At 37.2% G+C, this 22,577-nt stretch carries 21 protein-coding genes; 19 read left to right on the top strand and 2 right to left on the bottom strand.

Translation table 11 applies throughout. The annotated features are described in order from the left end of the window. Window positions 1-56: 56 nt before the first annotated feature. Window positions 57-2,897, top strand: coding sequence for an FAD-binding protein (locus IPJ80_02855; GenBank protein ID MBK7912422.1), 2,841 nt, complete (start codon window positions 57-59; stop codon window positions 2,895-2,897). Window positions 2,898-3,005: 108 nt separating this feature from the next. Here IPJ80_02855 and IPJ80_02850 read toward each other — a convergent pair whose 3' ends face one another. Next, window positions 3,006-3,278, bottom strand: a complete 273-nt coding sequence (locus IPJ80_02850) for a hypothetical protein (protein ID MBK7912421.1) — start codon at window positions 3,276-3,278, stop codon at window positions 3,006-3,008. A gap of 191 nt (window positions 3,279-3,469) precedes the next feature. On the opposite strand from IPJ80_02850, the gene IPJ80_02845 reads away from it, so the two are divergent. The 13 genes from IPJ80_02845 (at window position 3,470) to IPJ80_02785 (ending at window position 17,281) form a co-directional block, all read left to right on the top strand. Continuing rightward, entirely contained in the window at window positions 3,470-5,134 is a 1,665-nt protein-coding gene (locus IPJ80_02845; GenBank protein ID MBK7912420.1) for an NAD(P)H-dependent oxidoreductase subunit E, read from the top strand. Window positions 5,135-5,253: 119 nt separating this feature from the next. Next, entirely contained in the window at window positions 5,254-6,429 is a 1,176-nt protein-coding gene (locus IPJ80_02840) for a thiolase family protein (GenBank protein ID MBK7912419.1), read from the top strand. Between the two features lie 81 nt (window positions 6,430-6,510). After that, window positions 6,511-7,065 (top strand): YceI family protein, encoded by a 555-nt coding sequence (locus tag IPJ80_02835; protein MBK7912418.1) that lies wholly within the window; start codon window positions 6,511-6,513, stop codon window positions 7,063-7,065. Then, a complete protein-coding gene (locus tag IPJ80_02830; GenBank protein MBK7912417.1) occupies window positions 7,040-9,904 on the top strand; it encodes a histidine kinase in 2,865 nt (954 codons plus the stop codon). Before IPJ80_02835 ends, IPJ80_02830 begins: the two co-directional genes overlap by 26 nt. A gap of 5 nt (window positions 9,905-9,909) precedes the next feature. After that, window positions 9,910-10,665, top strand: a complete 756-nt coding sequence (locus tag IPJ80_02825; protein MBK7912416.1) for a response regulator transcription factor — start codon at window positions 9,910-9,912, stop codon at window positions 10,663-10,665. A gap of 116 nt (window positions 10,666-10,781) precedes the next feature. Continuing rightward, window positions 10,782-11,510, top strand: coding sequence for a hypothetical protein (locus tag IPJ80_02820; GenBank protein MBK7912415.1), 729 nt, complete (start codon window positions 10,782-10,784; stop codon window positions 11,508-11,510). Window positions 11,511-11,513: 3 nt separating this feature from the next. Beyond that, on the top strand, window positions 11,514-11,879 hold the full coding sequence (locus IPJ80_02815) for a hypothetical protein (protein ID MBK7912414.1): 366 nt from the start codon (window positions 11,514-11,516) through the stop codon (window positions 11,877-11,879). A gap of 4 nt (window positions 11,880-11,883) precedes the next feature. Next, window positions 11,884-12,303, top strand: a complete 420-nt coding sequence (locus IPJ80_02810; GenBank protein ID MBK7912413.1) for a hypothetical protein — start codon at window positions 11,884-11,886, stop codon at window positions 12,301-12,303. A 19-nt stretch (window positions 12,304-12,322) separates the two neighbouring features. Beyond that, a complete protein-coding gene (locus IPJ80_02805; GenBank protein ID MBK7912412.1) occupies window positions 12,323-12,874 on the top strand; it encodes a YceI family protein in 552 nt (183 codons plus the stop codon). 34 nt (window positions 12,875-12,908) lie between these two features. Further along, the gene (locus tag IPJ80_02800) at window positions 12,909-13,757 is read left to right on the top strand and encodes a hypothetical protein (protein ID MBK7912411.1); all 849 of its coding nucleotides are present in this window, start codon (window positions 12,909-12,911) and stop codon (window positions 13,755-13,757) included. A gap of 427 nt (window positions 13,758-14,184) precedes the next feature. Beyond that, complete coding sequence (locus IPJ80_02795; GenBank protein MBK7912410.1) at window positions 14,185-15,144, top strand: transporter; 960 nt, start codon at window positions 14,185-14,187, stop codon at window positions 15,142-15,144. Further along, window positions 15,141-16,682, top strand: a complete 1,542-nt coding sequence (locus tag IPJ80_02790; protein MBK7912409.1) for a phosphatase PAP2 family protein — start codon at window positions 15,141-15,143, stop codon at window positions 16,680-16,682. Before IPJ80_02795 ends, IPJ80_02790 begins: the two co-directional genes overlap by 4 nt. A gap of 140 nt (window positions 16,683-16,822) precedes the next feature. After that, window positions 16,823-17,281, top strand: a complete 459-nt coding sequence (locus IPJ80_02785; protein MBK7912408.1) for a GNAT family N-acetyltransferase — start codon at window positions 16,823-16,825, stop codon at window positions 17,279-17,281. Here the strand turns inward: IPJ80_02785 and IPJ80_02780 are convergent. Further along, the gene (locus tag IPJ80_02780) at window positions 17,256-18,653 is read right to left on the bottom strand and encodes a phosphoglucomutase/phosphomannomutase family protein (GenBank protein ID MBK7912407.1); all 1,398 of its coding nucleotides are present in this window, start codon (window positions 18,651-18,653) and stop codon (window positions 17,256-17,258) included. The two genes, IPJ80_02785 and IPJ80_02780, sit on opposite strands and share 26 nt — an antisense overlap. Before the next feature lie 94 nt (window positions 18,654-18,747). Between IPJ80_02780 and IPJ80_02775 the strand changes: the two genes are divergently transcribed. Genes IPJ80_02775 through IPJ80_02755 form a run of 5 tightly spaced genes read left to right on the top strand, consistent with a single transcriptional unit; the run spans window position 18,748 to window position 22,258 of the window. Next, the gene (locus IPJ80_02775; GenBank protein MBK7912406.1) at window positions 18,748-19,398 is read left to right on the top strand and encodes a protein-L-isoaspartate(D-aspartate) O-methyltransferase; all 651 of its coding nucleotides are present in this window, start codon (window positions 18,748-18,750) and stop codon (window positions 19,396-19,398) included. A 36-nt stretch (window positions 19,399-19,434) separates the two neighbouring features. Then, window positions 19,435-19,857, top strand: coding sequence for a RidA family protein (locus IPJ80_02770; GenBank protein MBK7912405.1), 423 nt, complete (start codon window positions 19,435-19,437; stop codon window positions 19,855-19,857). Beyond that, window positions 19,854-20,954: a hypothetical protein gene (locus tag IPJ80_02765; GenBank protein ID MBK7912404.1), complete on the top strand. Its 1,101-nt coding sequence runs from the start codon at window positions 19,854-19,856 to the stop codon at window positions 20,952-20,954. Before IPJ80_02770 ends, IPJ80_02765 begins: the two co-directional genes overlap by 4 nt. Before the next feature lie 7 nt (window positions 20,955-20,961). Beyond that, the gene (locus tag IPJ80_02760) at window positions 20,962-21,966 is read left to right on the top strand and encodes an amidohydrolase (protein MBK7912403.1); all 1,005 of its coding nucleotides are present in this window, start codon (window positions 20,962-20,964) and stop codon (window positions 21,964-21,966) included. A gap of 49 nt (window positions 21,967-22,015) precedes the next feature. Further along, on the top strand, window positions 22,016-22,258 hold the full coding sequence (locus IPJ80_02755) for a hypothetical protein (GenBank protein MBK7912402.1): 243 nt from the start codon (window positions 22,016-22,018) through the stop codon (window positions 22,256-22,258). The last annotated feature ends 319 nt before the right edge of the window (window positions 22,259-22,577 follow it).

Below are 22,577 nucleotides of genomic sequence, written 5' to 3'. Positions count from 1 at the left end.
CTCAACATTGATTGAATAGTTACAATAAGAATTTCCAGTACCAATTATATAAACCATTGAACCACCCAAGCCAATTACCCTTTCAGGAGCTTAAAAATCAACTTGCAGGAGAATTACACACCGATGCACTGCATGTAGGAATTTATGCCACCGATGCCAGCAATTACCAAATTCTACCTTTGGCTGTTGCGCTTCCAAAAAATGAAGCAGATGTACTTGCAATTTTACGATGGTCAAATTTGCATAAAGTGCCGGTTATGGCACGCGGTGGTGGAACCAGTTTGGTTGGCCAAACAGTTGCCAGAGCCATTGTAATTGATTTTACAAAATACATGGATTCAATTCTGGAATTTAATCCGGAAGAAAGATGGGCCTGGGTCGAACCTGGAATTGTGCGGGATGTATTGAATCAGAATTTGAGTGCATATCAACTGCACTTTGCACCAGATCCTGCAACTACTTCACGCGCAACCGTAGGTGGGATGATTGCAAACAATAGCAGCGGGACACGAAGCATACGCTATGGAAAAACACTGGATCATGTCATCGAATTAAAAATTGCCCTGGCAAATGGTAATATCATTCAGTGTAAAAATTTAACTACTGCTGAACTGGAGGAAAAACTTGAATTGCAAGATGAAGAGGGCCATATTTATCGTGAGTTGTTTAAGCTTATTCAGGAAAACAGACCGGAAATCGAAGCACGTTTTCCAAAAGTCATGCGACGTGTAGGAGGATACAATCTCGATGAATTTTTAAATAATGAATGGAATCTCTGTGATTTAATAACTGGCAGTGAATGCACCCTTGCTTTAATTCTTGCTGCAAAAATAAATCTGGAGCCCACTCCAAAACATCAATGTTTGTGTGTAGTTCATTTTGAAGATTTTTTTGAATCCATTGCACATGTATCAGAAATTGTTGCATTCAAACCTGCTGCTGTTGAATTGTTGGATCACATGTTGATTGAACGCAGCCGCGAAAATTTAGAGACCAAACATTATTGTCATTTTATACAAGGAGATCCTGGGGGTGTTTTAGTTGTTGAATTTTATGGTGAAACACAAGAAGAAGCCATCGAACATGCTAATGCATTGGCAAAGCATTTGCAAAATCAACAGAAAGGATATGCCTGGCCGGTTATTTCTAACAAGCAGGAAATCGAAGCAGTGTTTACAGTTCGGAAGAAAGGTCTTGGTTTATTGATGGGTGTAAAAGGACATCGCAAACCCATTGCATTTATTGAAGATGCAGCCGTGCCGCTCGAACATCTTTCAGATTACATCCGGGAAGTCTTTGAAGTATGTAAATTTAATCAAACCCCTGTCCTTGCCTATGCGCATGCAAGCGTTGGACTTCTCCACGTAAAACCATTATTGGATTTACGGGATGGGGAGGATATCGAGCGCATGAAAAAGATTTCGTCGCAGGTGTTGCAATTGGTAAAAAAATACAAAGGTTCGTGGAGCGGAGAACATGGAGATGGATTGGCGCGAAGTCCATATAACGAAGAATTTTTTGGCAATCAATTGTACCGAGCATTTCAAACGGTGAAAGCAGTTTTCGATCCGATGAATTTATTGAATCCTGGAAAAATAGTAGATGCACCGGCCGTTGATTCCAATTTGCGGTATGGGACAACTTACAAAGACATAGCGTTTCAATCCATGTTTCATTATCGCAATGAAGGTGGTTTTGCAGATGCAGTTCATTTATGCAATGGGGTAGGTGAATGCAGGAAGCATACCGGCGGAACCATGTGTCCAAGTTTTCGTGCAACGCTGGAGGAAAAAGACAGCACACGTGGACGAGCCAATGTATTGCGATTAGCCATGAGTGGACAATTAGATGATTACGGAATGGACAGTCCAGCATTGCAGGAAGCATTGGATTTATGTTTGTCCTGCAAAGCATGTAAGTCCGAATGCCCAAGTAATGTGGACATGGCAAAATTGAAATCAGAAATCTTGCATTTTCAATTGAACAAAAAGGGTCTTTCTATATCGGATCGCTTGATTGCATGGCAGGATTTTTTTGGAAACATGAATAGCGGTTTAATGGCGGGTATGGTCAATGGTACGATGAAATTGAAACCATTTAGAAAGCTGCTGCAAAAAATTTCAGGATTGGATCAGAGACGCATTTTACCTGAATATACATTAAAACCTTTTAAAGCGCGGTCCACTTCCACAACATCAAATCCATACAACAAAGTAGTTTTATTTGCAGATACCTATATGAAGTTCCATGAGCCCGGGATCGGCATTTCGGCAAAAAAATTATTAGAGCAATTTGGATATGAAGTCATAGTCTACGACAAACAATGTTGTCAACGTCCGGCTATTTCTCATGGATTATTAGATCAAGCTAAGACAAAAGGCAGTCAGTTGTTTAATGATTTAAAACCCTGGTTGGATCAAAAAATTCCGGTATTGGTATGTGAACCATCCTGTGCATCTGCACTAAAAGATGACATTCCGGATTTAATGGACTCAGAATGGGCCCGCGATGCATCGGAACGAATCTACCTGATAGAAGATTTTATCAGCAGGGAAGATAAAATGTTAAGCCATTTGAAATTTAAAGAAGGGGATTATTTGTTTCACGGACATTGTCATCAAAAAGCAATGTTTACAACAAAATCTATGCACTTGTTATTTTACAATCATGCATTTTCGGAAATCAATTCCGGTTGTTGTGGTATGGCCGGTTCCTTTGGTTACGAGAAAAATCACTACGATTTATCAGAGCGTATTGTAAAAACCAGTTTAATCCCAGCCATAGAAAAATCCAAACCGGAAACACACCTTATTGCCAATGGATTCAGTTGTCGTCATCAGATCGAACATTTTGGAAATCGTAAATCCAGACACTGGTTGGAGTATTTGGAGTTGTAATGAACTTCAAGCAAATATTGATTTTATTATTTTATAATCCGGTTGGTTTTTCTTCTAAATAAAAAAGCCACCTTGGTTTCCCAAAGTGGCTAAAAGAAGTGTTTGTTTTTAAGCTGCTTTTTTAAATAGGCCACCTAATAATGAACCTGCTGATCCACCTAAAAGGGCGATGATGATATTTATAATATTGATTCCACCACCTTCGCCTGCACTGTTTGCAAAAAGTCCCAGGGCGGTCGTAATCATAGGTAACACATTACCTCCTGCTCCACCTGCTATAAGGTTACCAATCATACCCAGGCCGTTTTTCTTAAGCATATTGCCCAGCCAGCCACCGCCAGCACCAGCTACTGTGTTGATTAAAATTGAAGTTAAGTCCATGTTCGTTTGTTTTGAAGGTTTAGAATAGGTTTTACATTCCAAGGTAAGAATTGTGCTTTCAATTTGTTAATAATTATTATATAAATAATTACTATATACATAATATACAGATAAACAATTAAATATATTGATTATAAAAATAGTCCGGGAATGCTTAATTTCACAATTCAAACACCAGATACTGCATTTGTATGTCAAAAAATTTAAGCCATTTATCGGGAAGACAGGGACTCCAGAATAATCTGTTTGAAAACATCGGCAATCATTCTGAGCAATTGGGCCCCCTTTCAAAAGAAGAAATAGCAAAACTGGCAGAGGAATACCTGATGGGTACCTCAAGTATTTTTGGAACTGCAAGTTTTTATGATTTTACCAAAGAAAGTAATCGCGGTAAAAAAATTTATGTTTGCAATGGGTCAGCATGTCTGACAGCCGGAACACAAAATGAGCTCATCGATAAAATTTCAGGCCATTTCGAGAAATCTGAAATTGGAGAAATGTGTTGCCTGGGTCGCTGTCATGAAAATGCAGCTTTTAATTTTGATGGCGCGAATTATTCAGGGAATGCAATCGATGAATTAGAGCAAATCAAAAAAAGTTCGAAACGGATTCGGGATCGCTATCATGTCAAACACAAAGGGCATCAAATCTTAACCGGCGAACCACCTTCCATTGATCAAATTAAAATGGACCTCGCTAAAGTATTTCAAACCCATCCGGATACTGTTTTACAAGAAATTAAATTATCAGGATTGAGAGGAAGAGGAGGTGCAGGCTTTCCCATTGGGATAAAATTGGATACCTGTTCTAAAGTCAATGGAAAACAAAAATTTATTGTTTGCAATGCAGATGAAGGAGATCCAGGTTCCTATTCGGATCGATATATTTTAGAACATCAACCCTATCTTCTATTAATAGGAATGTTGATTGCAGGATATGTTGCCGGTGCATCCAGAGGCGTTGTTTATATACGGGCAGAATACCCGGAATCAGTAGACCGAATCAACGAAGCTGTAGAAGAATTTCGCAATGCTGGCTTGACAGGTGATCGTATTTTGGGCAGTTCATTTCAATTTGAATTTAAAGTGATCAAAGCCCAGGGTGCCTACATTTGTGGAGAAGAAACGGCTCTGCTTTCATCCATAGAAGGCCAAAGACCGGAAGTACGAGTGCGACCGCCATTTCCTGTTTTCGAAGGTTTATTTCGTCAACCAACTATCGTCAATAATGTAGAAACACTTGCCAACCTTTATTTTATCACAACAAACGGAGGTAAACAATTTGCATCCATTGGAACTGCAAAATCCAGCGGAACCAAGCTGATGTCACTCGATAGTTTTTTTAACAAACCAGGTATTTATGAGGTTGATATGGGCACTCCCTTAAATGAAGTGGTTTATCAATTAGGTGGAGGCTTTCATTCAAAAGTAAAAGCACTGCATATTGGCGGACCATTGGGTGGACTGGTCCCAATTCATAAAGTAGATGTATTGACTGTAGATTTTGAATCATTTGCACAAAATGGATTTATGTTAGGACATGCATCCATGGTTTCGGTGCCGGATAGTTTTTCCATGATCAGTTATCTCGAACATTTATTCGCCTTTACAGCCCATGAAAGTTGTGGAAAGTGTTTTCCATGTAGAATAGGCTCCACACGTGGTAAAGAATTATTACAAAAAGCACAAAAAGATTCTGATTATAAAATTGATTTGGAATTATTGCGTGATTTGTTAGATACGATGAAACGTGGTTCGCTTTGTGCTTTAGGGGGAGGGATTCCATTGCCCGTTTACAATGCACTGGATTATTTTTATGATGAACTTAAATCCTATTTTTCAGAATCGAATGTTTGATTCAATAATTCAAACATCAACATGCAAAATCAACTATCAACTAACAACTATCAACCATCAACTATCAACTAACAACTATCAACTATCAACTAACACCTATCAACTAAAAATTTGATTCTATGCAGGATGCATATATTGTCGCTTACTCACGTTCTGCTTTTACAAAAGCAAAAAAAGGAGGCTTTCGCTATACACGATCAGATGATTTAGCAGTTTATCTAATTAAAGAGTTGATTAAAAAGTATCCTTCCCTGGATTCTAAAATGATAGACGATGTGATCGTGGGTTGTGCCAATCCGGAAGGAGAACAAGGATTACAAATTGGACGACAAATTTCCATGAGAGCCTTGGGAAAAGATGTTGCCGGAATGACAGTAAATCGCTACTGTGCATCAGGTCTTGAAACCATAGCAATTGCAACTGCAAAAATCCGTGCGGGTATGGGACATTGTTATCTTGCCGGTGGCGTAGAAAATATGAGCATGATACCTATGGAAGGTTACAAATTTGCGCCCAGCTATGAATTGGCGAAAGAGCATCCGGATTATATCGTTGGGATGGGACTAACCGCAGAAGCAGTTGCAAAAAAATTTACAATTAGCCGGGATGCTCAAGATCAATTTGCGTTGCGTTCGCATCAACTGGCAGCGAAAGCTCAAGAAAATGGTTTTTATAAGCGGGAAATTACTCCAGTTTCCATCACAGAAGTTACAGTAGAAAACAATACTCGGGTAGAGAGAAGTTTAGAAATAGCCAATGATGAAGGCATTCGAAAAGATACCAATCTGGAAGCTTTGCATGAACTTAAGCCTGCATTTGCATTAAACGGGTCCGTTACTGCGGGCAACGCTTCACAAACTACCGATGGAGCAGCATTTACACTGATCATGAGTGAATCGATGTTAAAACAAACCGGCCTCAAGCCTTTAGGAAGACTCGTTTCTTGTTCGGTTGCCGGTGTTGAACCGATTCACATGGGTATTGGTCCCTGTGCTGCCATTCCCAAAGCATTGCAACAGGCTACTATGAATCTACAAGACATTCAATTAATTGAACTAAATGAAGCATTTGCAGCACAAGCTTTGGCAGTAATTCAAGAAGCAGGCTTAAATCCGGATCTGGTCAATGTGAATGGAGGAGCCATTGCATTGGGTCATCCATTGGGTTGCAGTGGAACCAGACTGACCATGACAATTTTAAATGAATTGGAGTTGCGAAATCAAAAGTATGGAATCGTAACAGCATGTGTCGGGGGTGGTCAGGGAATTGCTGCAGTTATTGAATCAATTTCCTAAATTGGATGTTGATAATCCTACCATGAAATTGAATTTATTAAAACGTACTCTGGTATTTTGTTTTTTTGATTTTAAGACTTTATGAATTACAAATTTATTTTTCTACTTTTTATTAATTCACTTTTCATTGTTTTGTCGAGTCAGAATGTATTAGGACAAAATATTAAACTTCGCGGTAAAATAGATTTTTACAGTAAAGCACCCCAGGAGGAAATCAAAGCCATTTCAGATAAGTTGCATGGTTTAATTAATTTACATGAAAATAGTTTTGCTTTTGTTGTGGATATTAATTCATTTGATGGTTTTAATAATCCCCTTCAGAAAATTCATTTTAATGAAAATTATATGGAGTCCGGTTTATATCCTCAGGCTAAATTTTATGGCAAAATTATTGATCAGGTAAATTATGATGTTGTTGAAGATGAAATCATTCGGGTAAAAGGCAATTTTGATATTCATGGCACAATTCAAGAACGAATTCTTACAGTTCGGATATTCCGAAAAAACGGAATCTTGAATTTCGATTCTGAATTTTTTATTAGTCTGGAGGATTTTAAAATAAGCGTACCAAGAATCGTACATCAAAAATTATCAAACGAAATCAAAGTTCATGTTAAAGGTCGGTTTAGCAAATAAATGGACTTTGATATTGTGCCTGTTTTGGTGCCATACACTATTTTCTCAAAACGGTTTACAATCTATTCTGGTTAAACATCCTTTTCAAACCCTGACAGCTCGTACCAGCTATCAAAACATGTATCAAGATCAAAAGGGTTGGTTTTATATTGCCACTTCAGATGGGATTATCATGTATGATGGAATCAATGAGTGGTTTATTCAACATTCTGAAGTAATTGCTGAACATCGCATCAGTGCCATGGCAGAAGTATCAGATGGGGTGTTGTTATTGGCCAGTTATGATGGGATCATTTACATGATTAATGACCGTGAATTTTCAGAATGGCAAGCTAAAAATTTTCCAATAAAGGTAGCCATCTCGAAACTAGTTATTGATCAATTTAATAATACATGGATTGCAACAAAAGGCGAAGGTGTATATGTGTTTAATCAAAAGGAATGGGCACATTTTGGAATAGAAGATGGTCTAAAGGATTTGAATATTAATGATATGGTGAGCTCAATCGCCAATGGTGTGATGGTAGCAAGTGACCGGGGCCTTTATCATTTGGAAATTCAGGCGAATCAGAAAAAATGTACCCAGGTAAATATTCCTGGCTTGCCTCAGGAAGATATTTTTCAAAACATTGTAAATTCAAATGATTCCTATCTTATCAATAGTCTGTCAAAAGGGCCATTGGTATGGAATCCAGAAGAAAACAGGATTCGCAATTTATGGCCGGAATGGAATAAAAGATCCATCCTTAAAATTTCAAATCAAGACAAACTGATTTTCTTTTTAACCGATAAATCTTATGTTTTTGGGTTATCCGATGGAGTTTTAACTGAATGTAAGGATCCTGGTATCGATTTCGAATCCGCGGAATCCATGATAATTGACAGGATGAATAATGTTTGGATTTTACACAAGTCAAAAGGTCTATTTTCTTTATATACGCCGGTGTTGCAATATGACTTACCAAACATGAATGTGCAGTGTTTGTATTTAGACACCACACGTCAGGTTCTACTCACGGGGACTACCAAAGGTTTGTATGACATAGATATGTATACGGGCAAAATTCACAAGAAATCCTTAATAGATTATAATTTGAATTCTATTTTTCCATCAACAGAAGCTCCATGGATTTGGCTTGCGAGTTATGGAAAAGGCTTAATCTATTATAATTATCAAAGTGGCCAACAAATTTCATTAACTAAGAAGCAGGGATTACCTGATAATAACTTACTACAAATTACAGGAAACGATCGGTATATTTGGATCAGTACTCTTGGAGGAATCGTAAGATTGCCTAATAAGAGGCCGGATTCGCGGAATTTAAGCACGGAGATGCAGGTGTACACACAATCTCAAAGTTTGCCGACAAATTTTATATATCAAATTGTTTCAGATCCTTCTGATAATTTATATGTTGCTTCAGACGGTTATGGAATTTCTTATCTCGAATCCGGCAGCAACAAATTTAAACCACTTATTTCCGAATTAAAATCTACCAGCATTTTAAGTATCGAACATTTTCGAAAGAATCGAATGGTTGTAAATGCTCCTAAAAAGGGCATTGGTATTATAAATCTTGGTGTTGATACGATTCATTGGTTACATTCTGATTTGAGATACGGTGGCTTTGAAAGTAATTGTTTATTAAACGATTCGGTTTTGTTGGCTGCAAGTATAGGTTACATTACATTGATAAATTTGAATTCAGAATATAGCTTGACTTTAGATGAAGAATTAGGACTATCAGATATGAGGCCATCGGTCAATGCCATGTACCAAGACCCTAAGGGAATTGTCTGGATTGCTTGTCAAAATAAAATCTATCGGATTTCACCTGAAATTGTAAACACGATCTTACCTCCACAGCTTTCATTCAAAAAAATTCAACAGTTTGAGAAAAGTGTTTCAATAAATCAAAACCGACGATTTGAATCAGGTCAAAACCAATTTTCATTTGAATTTGCAGCAATTCATTATTTAGCAACAGATCATCTTCAGTATAAGTATATTATGGAAGGCCATGAGAAAACATGGCATTATGCGAAAGAAGGCAAAGTAAGTTATTCGAATTTGAACCCTGGGTCGTACAGATTGATTGTTCAGGCAAGTACAGATAAAAGTTTTATATGCAACAGTCAAATTCAATATTCATTCTTAATCCAACCTCCATTTTGGAAACGTTGGTGGTTCCTTTTACTAACAACTACGGTTTTAGTTGCCTGTTTTAGATATGTGTTGCATTTTAGAGAAAAACAACGGATAAAGGCAGAAGAAACGAAACGTAAAACAGCCGAATTGGAGTTTGAACTATTAAAAAATCAGGTAAATCCACATTTTTTATTTAATAGTTTTAATTCGTTGATTGCCCTTATTGAGGAAAACCCTTCAAAGGCTGTAGAATTTACTGATAAATTATCGGATTATTTTAGAAATATGCTGTTTTACCGGGATCAACCTTTGATTGAGTTGCGGGAGGAAATAAAATTATTAAAAAATTATTTCGATTTGCTAAAATTGAGATTTTCGGAGAATATTTATTTAAACTTAAGTGGTGAGGATTTCAATTTCAAAATTGCGCCGCTAACTTTGCAACTTTTATTGGAGAATGCGATTAAACACAATGATTTTAGTAAATTCAAGCCGATGAATATTTTTGTTGATATTAACCAACAACGCATTTTATTTAAAAATACTTTAAACCGAAAGAAACTGATGCAGGATTCCACCGGATTTGGATTAGAAAGTATTCGGATTCGTTATCAACTTTTAACTGAAAAATCCATCAGTGTTTCTCAGGATGATTCTTTTTTTACTGTTATTATTCCTGCAATAAATTAAAACCCATGCGAGTAATTATTTTGGAAGATGAAAAGTTAGCATCCGCACGATTGATCCGGATGCTGAATGAATTAAATCCTCAAATTGAAGTGGTAGCAAATCTCAGTAGCTTAGAAGAAGCCCAACAGTTTTTTGCACAGGAAAAACACAGTCAGGCAGACATCCTGTTTTTTGATATTCAATTAGGTGACGGAACAAGTTTTGAGTTATTTGATCGATTTAAATTTGAATGTCCGGTAATTTTTACAACGGCATACGATCAATTTGCATTACCTGCAATTAAAGTCAGAGCGAGTGACTATTTGTTGAAACCAATCAAAATGGAAGAATTGGATCACGCAATAAAGCATGTTATTGAATTGGCCGTTCATAAAATAGAAACTACCCCCGAAAAGCAAGATGTGCGGAATTCCAGGTTTTTAGTAAAAATGGGAAAATCGCTTAAAATATTGACACTGGAGGATATTGCATATTTTTATTCTGATCAGAAAATTACCCTTATTTATAATTGGGCAGGCAGAAAATTTCCAATCGATTTGTCATTAAATCGAATTGAAGAAATGCTACCGCCTGAAACTTATTTTCGACTTAACAGAAGATTAATCGTGCATCTAAAGGCCATTGAAGACATGCAAGTGTATTCTAAATCACGAATTAAAATTAATTTAAAACCAGTTTTAGACGAAGAAATCCTGGTGAGTACAGAGAAAGCGGGTTCATTTAAGCGCTGGTTGGGTGGAACCATCCCGGGAATGGAATAAACAAATGATTGCCCTATTCCTTCGTTTTACCACTTCATCCAGCTTATTCGCCTTTTTAGTTGTTTACCAACTGTTTGCCTGCAATTTCTGTAATAATTTTGTCGTATTGTATGCTGATGAACTTGATTCCTAGAATTGTAGTTTTAGTTTCCTTGATGGCAACAGGAAGTTTTTTTATCAATGGCTGTGTTCATGATCCGGAGATTGCAATCAACAATCCAGTGGATACAACCGGAAATTCAATTGATAATAATCCTTGTGATAGTACGAAAGTTTATTTTCAAAATCAAATTGCACCTATTTTTTATTCCAGTTGTGCATTAAGCGGATGCCATGATGCATTAAAACATGAAGAGGGCATTATTTTAGACAGCTATGAAAATATTATTCGAACTGGAAAAGTCAAAGCATTTGATTTGAATAGTGGTAAACTATTTGATAAAATTATTGATTCTGATCCAAAAGACCGAATGCCACCTCCACCAATGAATGCATTGACTACTGAACAGAAGAACCTGATTGCACAATGGATTTTGCAAGGTGCTACCAATGACAGTTGTTCGAATTCTAAAAATTGTGATACAATTTCTGTGAGCTATTCAAAAGAAATTACTCCAATAATCAATACAAATTGCAAAATTTGTCATTCAGGAAATCCACCACTTGGGAATTTATCTTTGACAAATTATAATGAAGTAAAACGGATTGCTTTAGACGGGAGCCTGGTATGTGTAATTAATTGGAAAATTGGCTGTGTACAGATGCCAAAAGGTGGTAAAAAGCTGGATGCCTGTTCAATTTTAAAAATCGAAGCCTGGATAAGCCAGGGCCTCCTAAATAATTAATTCATGCTAAGAATACTGATTGGCTTTGCTATCCTTGTTTTAAGCTTGGAATCTTGTTTTTACGATTCTGAAGAGCATCTATACCCAAATCCTGAGCTTTGCGACACGTTAAATGTAAGTTATAATTTAGATGTGAATCCTATTTTACAAAATCGCTGTTATGTTTGCCATGGAAATAATAATACGGTTTCCGTTTATGAATTTGAAGGATATTTGGATTTAGTAAATTTTATTGAGAAGGGAAAGTTTTTAGGTGCTATAAAGCGGGAAGGTGGATTTTTGGCAATGCCACAAGGAGCTGATAAAATGCCGGATTGTGAAATTGGCATCTTGGAAGCCTGGATTAATCAAGGAAGAAAGAATAATTAATTATATGAAGAAGTATTATTTGGGTATCAGTTTAATCATATTTTGTATTGCGGGCTTTTATGTCTACAGCACATATAATAAACCGCATAAAAATTTATTAAACCAAAAGGCTGAATTTGTAGTCAAACCAGATGAATGGATATTAGAGTTTGACACCGATGAAGTAAAAGCATTGAACAAATACCTGAATAAAATCGTTGAATTGGAAGCCGAAATTATAGACATTCAAACAATTGAAAATAAAACGCTGTGGACTTTAAAAACAGGAAGTGAAATGGTCAATATTCAATGTGAAATGGATCCTCGATTTGTTAAAGAGGCTTTGAAGTATGGAAAAAAAGGTGCCCAGGTCAGAGTTCAGGGTCTTTGTTCCGGTAAACTGATGGATATCGTTTTAAATCAAGTGGTTTGTTTAAATAAATAATTAAATAATAACAATAGATATGAAAATTTTAAAAGCAATATGTGTTTTGATTTTATGTGTTCAGTTTGGACACGCACAAAAGTATTTTTCTAAAAATGCAGTCTTGAAATTTCATTCGGATTCTCCCATAGAAAAAATTGAAGCTGTCAATTCAACCGCATCTACTGTATTTGATTTGACAAGTGGAAAAATAGAATTTGCAGCATTAAATAACGCTTTCGTATTTGAAAAGGCTTTGATGCAAGACCATTTTAATGAAAATTATATGGAGTCTACCAAATTCCCAAAAACAGTATTCAAAGGCACCATACAAGATGTTGCAAAATTAAATCTAGCTGTTGCCGGCACTTATAAAGTCATGATCCAGGGCGATATGATTATGCATGGTGTTACAAAACCTATCACAGTACCCGCAGAATTTGTAGTTGATGCGAAAGGAATTCATGCAAACGCTAAGTTTACCGTTAAGTGTAGCGATTTTGATATTAAAATTCCGGCTGTCGTTAAAAATAATGTTTCCAATGAAGTTGCAATTACTGTAAAAGTGGATTATAACCCGCTGAATCTTTAAAATGATTTTGGGTCCATTTCGCTTTTTATTAGTTATTGGACTGTGTTGGGTCTTTTTGCCTTTGTTTTCACAAGAAGATTTATTGAGTTTATTAGGTAAAGATGCTCACACGTATTTAACCACTGCTAGTTTTAAAAGTACGCGGATTATTAACAGCCAAAGTATTGAAAATACAGCACGAGGCGTGTTGGATATAAAAATACAACACCGTTTTGCATCTATCGATAACGGTGTTTCCGATTTTTTTGGATTGGATGGAGCTTCCATCCGGTTGGGTGTTGAGTATGGTGTAAGCAACCGACTGATGCTGGGATTTGGAAGGTCAAGTTTGGATAAAGCACTTGATGCTTATTTTAAATTTAGAATTTTACGACAAAGTTCTGGTAAGAAACAGGTGCCATTATCTATTTCTGTTTTTTCTTCTGTTGAGGCTAAAACCACTCCTTTTTCTGATACCAAAAGGAAAAATTATTTTTCAAGCAGATTGTATTACAGTTATCAGATATTACTAGCAAGAAAATTTTCTGATGGCTTCAGCTTGCAGCTTATGCCTACTTTGGTACATCGTAATTTGGTAAAGTTGGAATCAGATCATAATGATATCCTGAGTGTAGGAGTTGGGTTTCGCCAAAAATTGACCAAGCGGACATCATTAAACTTGGAATATTTTTATATTTTACCAAACCAGTTAGAACCCAATTTATATGCACCTTTATCAATAGGCTTTGATATTGAAACCGGAGGCCATGTTTTTCAATTGCATTTTACTAATGCCACGGCCATGATTTATAAAGGTTTTATTGCTGAATCACCGGACCGTTGGTCCAAAGGCCAAATTCATTTTGGCTTTAATATCTCCAGGGTTTTTACACTTTCAAAATAAATACAATTTGCTGGTTTCCATCAGCTGATTTTTGACCAGACAAAAAGTACATTCCGGGTATTTTTTATTGTAGTTTGAATTATTAGATTCCGTAATTTTAAAAAATCTGATCTCATACTCCTGGGAAATCAACAGTGTATTCATATTTTAAAAATCATAAATTGGTCAGTCATCAAATGGTATAGCAAACCCTTGAAATACAAATGACTGATTATTAATATATTCTAGCATCAGATTTGGATTTCTGGAGGTATTTATTAGAGTTCATCAATTATTTATTACTGTTTATCCACAATTCAGCCGAATTAGAATAAGCTAATAAGTACTCCATACTTCTGCATTTACTTTTACGCCTCTTTTAATGGAACTCGGATAAAAGCCTGCGAGCTCTTATTTGAATATTAGTAAATGCTTAAAATTATTTAAAATGAATTTTACTCAACCAAGATCATTTATAGGTATGCTATGCATATTTGTAAATACAATGATCAGTTTGCCGAATTCAGGAACTGCACAAAGTCCAACAGATGCAGTCATGATGGAAGGAAAACGTATTTGTGTTGCCGCTATGTTTAACCAGGATAAATGGGATGAATATTGGGAAGGCACACTGCTTAGAAACAATGGCAACATTGGTGAATTAACCAGAAATACTTACAACCTTATGGCTGCTGTGGGAATTACTGAAAAGATTAATTTTTTATTCAATGTACCTTATGTAACAACAGAACCTTCCGGAGGACAATTTAAAGGTGCAAAAGGACTGCAAGACTTAGGTTTATGGGCGAAGGCAGAGTTGTTTAAAAAAGAACTAGGCCCTGGAACATTTACCACACTGGGTGTCTTGGGATTATCATTTCCAATTTCAAATTATTTGCCGGATTATGCTCCTTTTAATTTAGGCTTAGGCTGCACAGAGGGTCAAGCTCGTTTGATGCTTCAATATTTATTTGATTTTGGTACCTATGTACGGGTAAGTGGAGCTTATTTTAAAAGAGGTACATCGACCATTGAGCGCGATTATTATTATGACACACACGGAAATTATACCAATAAGGTAGATGTACCCAATGCAAATCATTCTTTATTTACGGTAGGTCAATGGTTATTTAATAGAAGTCTGAAACTGGATGTGAGTTATGAGATTTTTAATACCATTGGTGGTTTTGACATCAGAAGACAAGACGCTGGTTTTATTTCAAACAATATGGAAGTAAGCAGTATTCAGGCACAAGTTCAATATTTTATTCCTAAAACAAATGGCTTTGGAGTAATTGCAAATTACGGTCAGGTATTAGAAGGAAGAAATGTTGGCAAATCAACTTCATTTATGGGGGGCATCCTCTACCAATTTGGAATTTGTAAATCAAAAAATGTACAACAATGAAAAATTTAAAAATACCTTTTTTAGTGACTTTGTTTTTTTTGAGCTTTCTCATTTCATGTGATGAGGATATCCCTCAAAATGTATCATTTGATGCATATTCATTTGAGAATTCAGATAACACCGCTGGTGACTGGAAAGCAATCTTGCTGACTGGCAACGAACAAATTGCTATTGCAGCTCCAAACGATGTTTCATCAACTGAATATAAAGCTGAATTGAATGCTTTAAAAAGTTCCACTTCCAATTTAACCGGAGATCAAAAAAACGCAGTTAAATATTGGACTAATAATCCGATTTTGCGTTGGAATGAAATTGCAAGAGATTTAGCTGCAAAATACAATCTTGCGCCTGCACCCAATGCAGATGGCAGTTATCCTGGACCCAATGCGGCAACCCCTGATAAATACCCTTTATTCCCATTTGCACATCCGCCGTATTCGTGCCGTGCCTTTGCTTATTTGGCTGTTGCGCAATTTGATGCAATGATTTCTTGCTGGCATTATAAATTTAAATACAACCGCACAGAACCCGTTGTAAACGATGCAAGCATCCCTCAATTGTTTCCAAAAGCAAATATTCCATCCTATCCTTCTGACGGAGCAACCATTGCTTCTGTTTCACAAGCCATGTTGACGGCTTTATTTCCTTTGGAAAAAGACTATCTGATTAAAAAAGGAGATGAATGCCGTAATAGCTTTTTATGGGCTGGATTAAACGTGCAAAGTGATGTGGACGCAGGAAAATTATTAGGAGAAGAAGTTGCAAAAGTAGCATTGGCCCGGGCTAAAACCGATGGAATGGGCGCTGCACAAACACCAAAACCAATATCGGATTCTTTAAAACAACTTGCATTCAACACTTTTGGATGGTCATGGACTAATCAAGAAATACCTCCGAGACCTGTTGGTATTACCCCATATTTTAGTAAAGTAAAAACCTGGGCTGTTTCAAACATTGCAGCGATCAGACCTCCGGTACCACCTAAACCCGGTTCAGCTGAATTTAATGTTGCAGCAGATGAATTGAGAAAAATTTCTGATGATTTAACAACCGATCAACGTAAAATTGCGAATTGGTGGGCAGATGGCCTGGGAACGTATACACCTCCCGGTCACTGGAATCGTTTTGCCTGCGATCAGATTTTCAGTGCCAAATTAAGTCCGGTTCGTTCTGCAAGAGTATTGGCTTATATGAATATGGCCATTCAAGATGCAGGAATTGCTTGTTGGGATGCAAAATATTTTTATCATTATCCAAGACCTGTTGAAACCATGCCAGGATTTAAAACGATTTTGGGAACACCCAATTTTCCTAGTTATGTATCAGGCCATTCTACTTTTTCATCAGCAGCCGCAGACGTATTGTCCCATTTCTTTCCATCGCAAGCCGCAACATTTAATGCATATGCAAACGAAGCTACGGAGTCTAGGATTTTTGCCGGCATTCATTATCGCTTTGATTGCGAAGCTGGTTTGATTTTGGGAAAGAAAGTAGCCGAAGCAACACTAGCAATTGCTAAAGTTGATGGAGCTGAATAATTTTATTGCCCTATGAAACTCGTTTTATAATTAAGGCTTTTTATTTTGTAAGGGATTCGAATATAAGAGTAAACAAAACCCTTGGTGTCTCTCCTGCAAAGGAGGGACATTTTTTTTATATTGCAGCCTATAACGTGTGCATGAACATTCAAATTAAACATTTTAATGAGTTAGAACGATTGGAATTATATCGCTTGATTCAATTGCGGATCAATGTGTTTATTGTCGAACAAAATTGTCCTTATCCTGAATTGGATGACAAAGATCTAGTGAGCTACCATGTAATGATCTGGGAAGGGGAAACCTTAATAGCAGTTACCCGACTGGTTCCGCCAGGTATTTCATATACAAATTATGCTTCTATCGGACGCGTAGCTACGCATGTAAATTTTAGAGGCAGCGGACTTGGAAAATTAGTGATGACTGAAAGTATCAAAGCATGCGAAGCGCTGTTTCCTGGATATAATATTAAAATTTCTGCACAAGCCTATCTCGTTGCATTTTATGAAGCGTTTGGATTTGATAAAATTGGATCAGAATATCTGGAAGATAATATTCCACATTTGGCAATGATCAGACATTCAATTCAGCGCGCGTAACACTGAGAATCCGTTGAACTTCTTCCATATCTTTCCCTTGTGCATAAATACGTAAAACAGGTTCTGTTCCTGAAGTCCGAATCATCATCCATGCATCGTCTTCAAAATAATATTTAGCACCATCTAAATTCTCGAAGCGTCTAACTTGTAAAGGACCCCAGTTCGTTTTTTCTTTTTTTAATTCCTCCTTGATTTCTGCAATTTGCAGATCGGTTAAATGTAAATCAAGCCGATCGTATGCAAAAGGCCTAACGATCGAATACACTTCTTCAATTAATTGGGTAATGCTTTTACCGGTTTCTGCCATAAACTGTAAAATGGTCAAAGCAATAAAAATACCATCTCGTTCCGGGATGTGTCCTTTAATTGCCAATCCACCGGATTCTTCTCCGGCAACTAATACATCTTCGGTGATCATGTATTCTGAAATGTATTTGAATCCGATTTTAGTAATAATGCATTTCATATTGTAATGGGCTGCCAATCGTTGTAACTTATTGGTCACTGAACAACTAACTACTGCAGCACCTTGCATTTTTTTAAAGCCAGCCAGATAATGCATTAATAACAAAAGAATGTGATGAGAATCGATCATGTTGCCATGTTCATCCAACATGGCCAGTCGGTCAGCATCTCCGTCATTTGCGATCCCAATATATTGACCAGGATTGCTTTGAAGAAATTTTTGGATTTCCAATAAATTTTTTAAGATCGGCTCTGGCGCTCTGTTCTGAAATCCCGGATTGTGCTCGCAATGAAAAGCTTTCATTTCGGGAAATAATTTTTTCATCACGTTTTGACCAGCGCCAAACATGGCATCGTACGCAATTTTATTTTTACTGCGAATTTGAGCAATATCAAATGACTTGTAAATGTGATCCAGATATTCTGTTTCCGCATCAATAAGTATCGGCTCTTTAAATTTGACATTGCCTTCGATGCTCGATAAAGAGTTCATCTCAACCCGATCGGGGATCATGGCTTCCAGTTCAGCAATATCTGCGGGAATTGTTGGTCCGCCATAAGAAGATTTTAATTTGTATCCATTGTAGCCTGGCGGATTGTGACTTGCTGTAATTACAATTCCCAGGTCTGCTTGGTGATTCACCACAGCCAAAGAAATCATCGGAGTGCTTACAAAATTCTTATTGATCAAACACTCAATTCCTCCCTGTGCGAGAACGTTAACAATTTCTTCCTGAAACATGGGTCCGCCAAAACGACAATCAAAACCGATGACCACCCGTTTATAGGCTTTCTTAAGCATCCAGGTCAAAGTACCAGCAGCAATGCGGCGAACATTTTCGACGGTGTAATCTTTAGCAATGATTGCCCTCCAGCCGTCCGTTCCAAATTTTATTGAATAAACCATAAATCTTTAAAATGGGAGTACAAAGATTGGGAATTTCTGCTGGAGTTTAATTCAAAAAACATATTAAATTAATATTATATATATTTGTTGCAAAATCAAAGATTTGGATAGTTACAGGCATAAGGGATTGCGAGCACAATTAGTGGCTGAATTAAAGCAAAAAGGCATTCGCAGCCAAAAAGTCCTGGATGCCGTGATGGCAGTGCCAAGACACCTGTTTTTGGACAAAGCTTTTGAAGAATGGGCCTATAAGGACAATGCCTTCCCGATTGATTGCGAACAAACCATCTCGCAACCTTATACGGTAGCAGTTCAAACAGAATTGCTGGATGTTCAACCCAAAGATAAAATTCTTGAAATTGGATTGGGTTCCGGGTACCAGGCATGCGTCTTATATGAATTAGGCGCCAAAGTGTATTCCATTGAACGACACAAGCAGCTTCATGATAAAACAGCAGCACGGCTAAAGAAAATTGGCTATGGCGGCATTCGCACTTTCTATGGGGATGGATTTATTGGACTGGAACGATTTGCCCCATTTGATAAAATCCTGATCACAGCAGCAGCCCCTGAAATTCCACAAGCCCTTATAAATCAACTGAAAATTGGTGGAATTTTAGTGGTTCCACTTAATCAAGGCGCTAATCAAAAAATGATCCGTTTGATTAAACAGGATGAAAATAAACTGATCAAGGAAAAACACGGTGATTTTCGTTTCGTACCTATGTTGAAAGGGACCGAGTAAAGACTTATTTCTGTAGAAGCTTTCTATCTTTGGGCTATGTCAGAAGAACCGAAGGCAAAATTGGTTGAAGGAAAAGCAACGCCAAGAGGCAAATTTCCCCATATACGCCGGGCAGGCGATTTTTTATTTGTTTCCGGAACCAGCTCGAGGCGCAAGGACAATAGTTTTGAAGGAGTTGAAGTAGATTCTTTTGGCACGACTTCACTCGATATTAAATTACAAACCCGGGCCGTTATAGAAAATATTCGGGATATCCTTCAATCGGTTGGAGCCGATTTGTCAGACATTGTTGATGTCACCACCTTCCTGGTGAATATGAATGATTTTGGAGGGTACAATGAAGTGTACAATAGCTATTTTGATTTTACAGGGCCCACACGAACAACTGTAGCTGTTCACCAATTGCCCCATCCACATTTATTAATTGAAATTAAAGTTACCGCATACAAACCCCTATGAGTGATCAAAAAAAATACAGTTCGATTCATTATACATCCTACCTCCAATTGGAAAAAATACTGGATGCACAATCACCCAGAAGCAAAGAATTGGGAAAAGAAGCACACGAGGAAACCTTATTCATAATTGTTCATCAGGTTTATGAATTGTGGTTTAAACAAGTATTGCATGAAATGGAATCTGTAATGAAACTATTTCAAACAAATAATGTAGACGAGAAAAATATTGACATTGCAGTTTCGCGATTGGAGCGTGTCAATGAAATTGTAAAGTTGATGATCCAACAAGTGCGGGTTATTGAAACAATGACGCCCTTGGATTTTTTAGATTTCAGATCGTATTTATTTCCAGCATCCGGTTTTCAAAGTTTTCAGTTTCGCAAATTGGAAGTGATGTTGGGTTTAAAAAAAGAAAAACGAACCAGTTATACAGCCTATCCTTATTATCACGAATTTAGTCAGGAACAGCAAGAAGAAATTTTGCGTTTAGAAGCAAGTCCGAGCTTATTTGTTTTGTTGGAATCCTGGTTAGAACGTACGCCATTTATTGATATTCAGGGATTTGATTTTAAATCCAAATACATGCAGGCGGTTTCCAATATGCTCAATCGGGAGCGGCAAGCAATTGAAACCAGTGATTACCTGAGCGATCAGGAAAAGACCATGCGATTGAAAATGAATGGAGATACGGATACGTATTTTGCAAATATTTTTAATGCAGCTTTTCATGAACAACAAATTGCAGAAGGAAAAATGCGTTTGAGTTTTAAGGCAACCATGGCTGCATTGTTAATTCAACTCTATGGTACCGAACCATTATTGCAATTGCCGTATCGTTTATTGAATGTAATTACCGAAATGGATGAATTGTTAACCAGTTGGCGCTACCGGCATTCTCAAATGGTGATGCGAATGTTAGGACGTAAAACAGGAACGGGAGGTTCTTCGGGGCATTCTTATTTAATGGAAACCGTCATCAAACATCAGATATTTATTGATTTTCACAACATATCAACTTTATTAATTCCACGTTCAGAATTACCCCCTTTGCCAGCAGAGATGAAGAAAACACTTGGGTATTATTTTAATCATTCCTGACGTACTGATGAAAAAAATAGATATACATACACACATTATTCCAGAACATTTACCAAAGTGGGCTGAAAAATTTGGTTATGGTGGTTTTGTAAACCTGGATCATCATACCAATTGTTCTGCTAGAATGTTGATTGACGATAAATTTTTTCGTGAAATTCAAAGCAATTGCTGGGATCCTAAAACACGAATTGCTGAATGCGATCAACACCAAATCCAATTGCAGGTGTTAAGTACGATTCCGGTACTGTTTTCTTATTGGGCACAGGCTAAAGATGCCTGGGATGTTTCCCGTTTTTTAAATGATCACCTTGCTGGTGTAGTAAGAGAATTTCCGGATCGATTTATCGGACTCGGTACCTTGCCGATGCAGGATCCCCAGTTAGCAATTCGCGAAATGGAACGGGCTTCATCAACGCTTGGAATTGCCGGTTTTGAAATCGGATCACACATCAATGATTGGAACCTGGACGCAAAAGAGCTCTATGAATTTTATGAAGCGGCAGAAGATTTGGATGTTTGTTTATTTGTTCACCCATGGGATATGATGGGTAAAGAAAAAATGCCCAAATATTGGTTGCCCTGGCTGGTTGGAATGCCGGCTGAAACTTCTTTAGCTATATGCAGCATGATATTTGGGGGTGTTTTTGAAAAATTCCCCAAACTCCGCGTTGCCTTTGCGCACGGTGGCGGTGCCTTTCCGGGATCTTATGGACGCATCAAACATGGCTTTGAAGTAAGACCGGATCTGGTGGCCGTAGACAATCCAAACCATCCGGATCAGTATCTGGGAAAATTTTGGGTAGACTCTTTGGTACATGATATTGACATGCTGGATAAATTAATCAGTTTATTTGGAATTGATAAAGTAGCCCTTGGTAGTGATTATCCGTTTCCTCTTGGAGAATTAAATCCCGGAAAATTAATTGAATCATCCGGATACGATGCAGATGAAAAATCCTGGTTGAATTACAGAGCTGCAGAGGAATGGTTGATGGGAGAAATGGATAGTTAAGTAAATTTATTTTTATTCCATTTTTAAAACAGACTGGTCCGCACCATTTATGCGAATGGGAGATATGCCGGCTCAGGAAGGCATGCCTGCACTAAGTGATGAAGATAAAAATAAAATCATGCACGTTGCACTACCCATCCTTGCTGGAATAGAAATTATGGCAACGGATACCAACGAACGTATGGGGCATCATACCATCATTGGAAATAACACAACGATCAACCTGGAACCTGATTCAAAAGATGAAAAGTTTACCTCTTCAATGCATTGTCTGAAGGGGCTACTGAAATAGCACCATTGCAAGACCAGTTTTGGGGAGCTCTTTGGGGATGCTGTCTGGATAAATACGGCATACGCTGGATGTTTAATTATGCTGATAAAAAGTAATAATTTGTTTGATAAACGGGTTTTGTAATAAAATCAGTTAAAAGCATGGAAGTTCCTAAACACAAAAAAATGGGATCCATTTGGCCCATGGCTTGAAATCATGAAGTGGCTTAGAAATTTGAAATTCCAATTTTAAGCCATAAATGAGTTGTTTTTAGAGCTTCTTTGAATAAAAAACAAGCTTTTACATTTATGTTACATGGTTTTACAGCGAAAATCAGACG

It is taken from the genome of Saprospiraceae bacterium, from assembly GCA_016714025.1.
In the GTDB taxonomy this organism is placed as follows: domain Bacteria; phylum Bacteroidota; class Bacteroidia; order Chitinophagales; family Saprospiraceae; genus Vicinibacter.
Note: the sequence above shows the minus strand (reverse complement) of the source record. Positions and strands in the feature narration are given on the sequence as shown.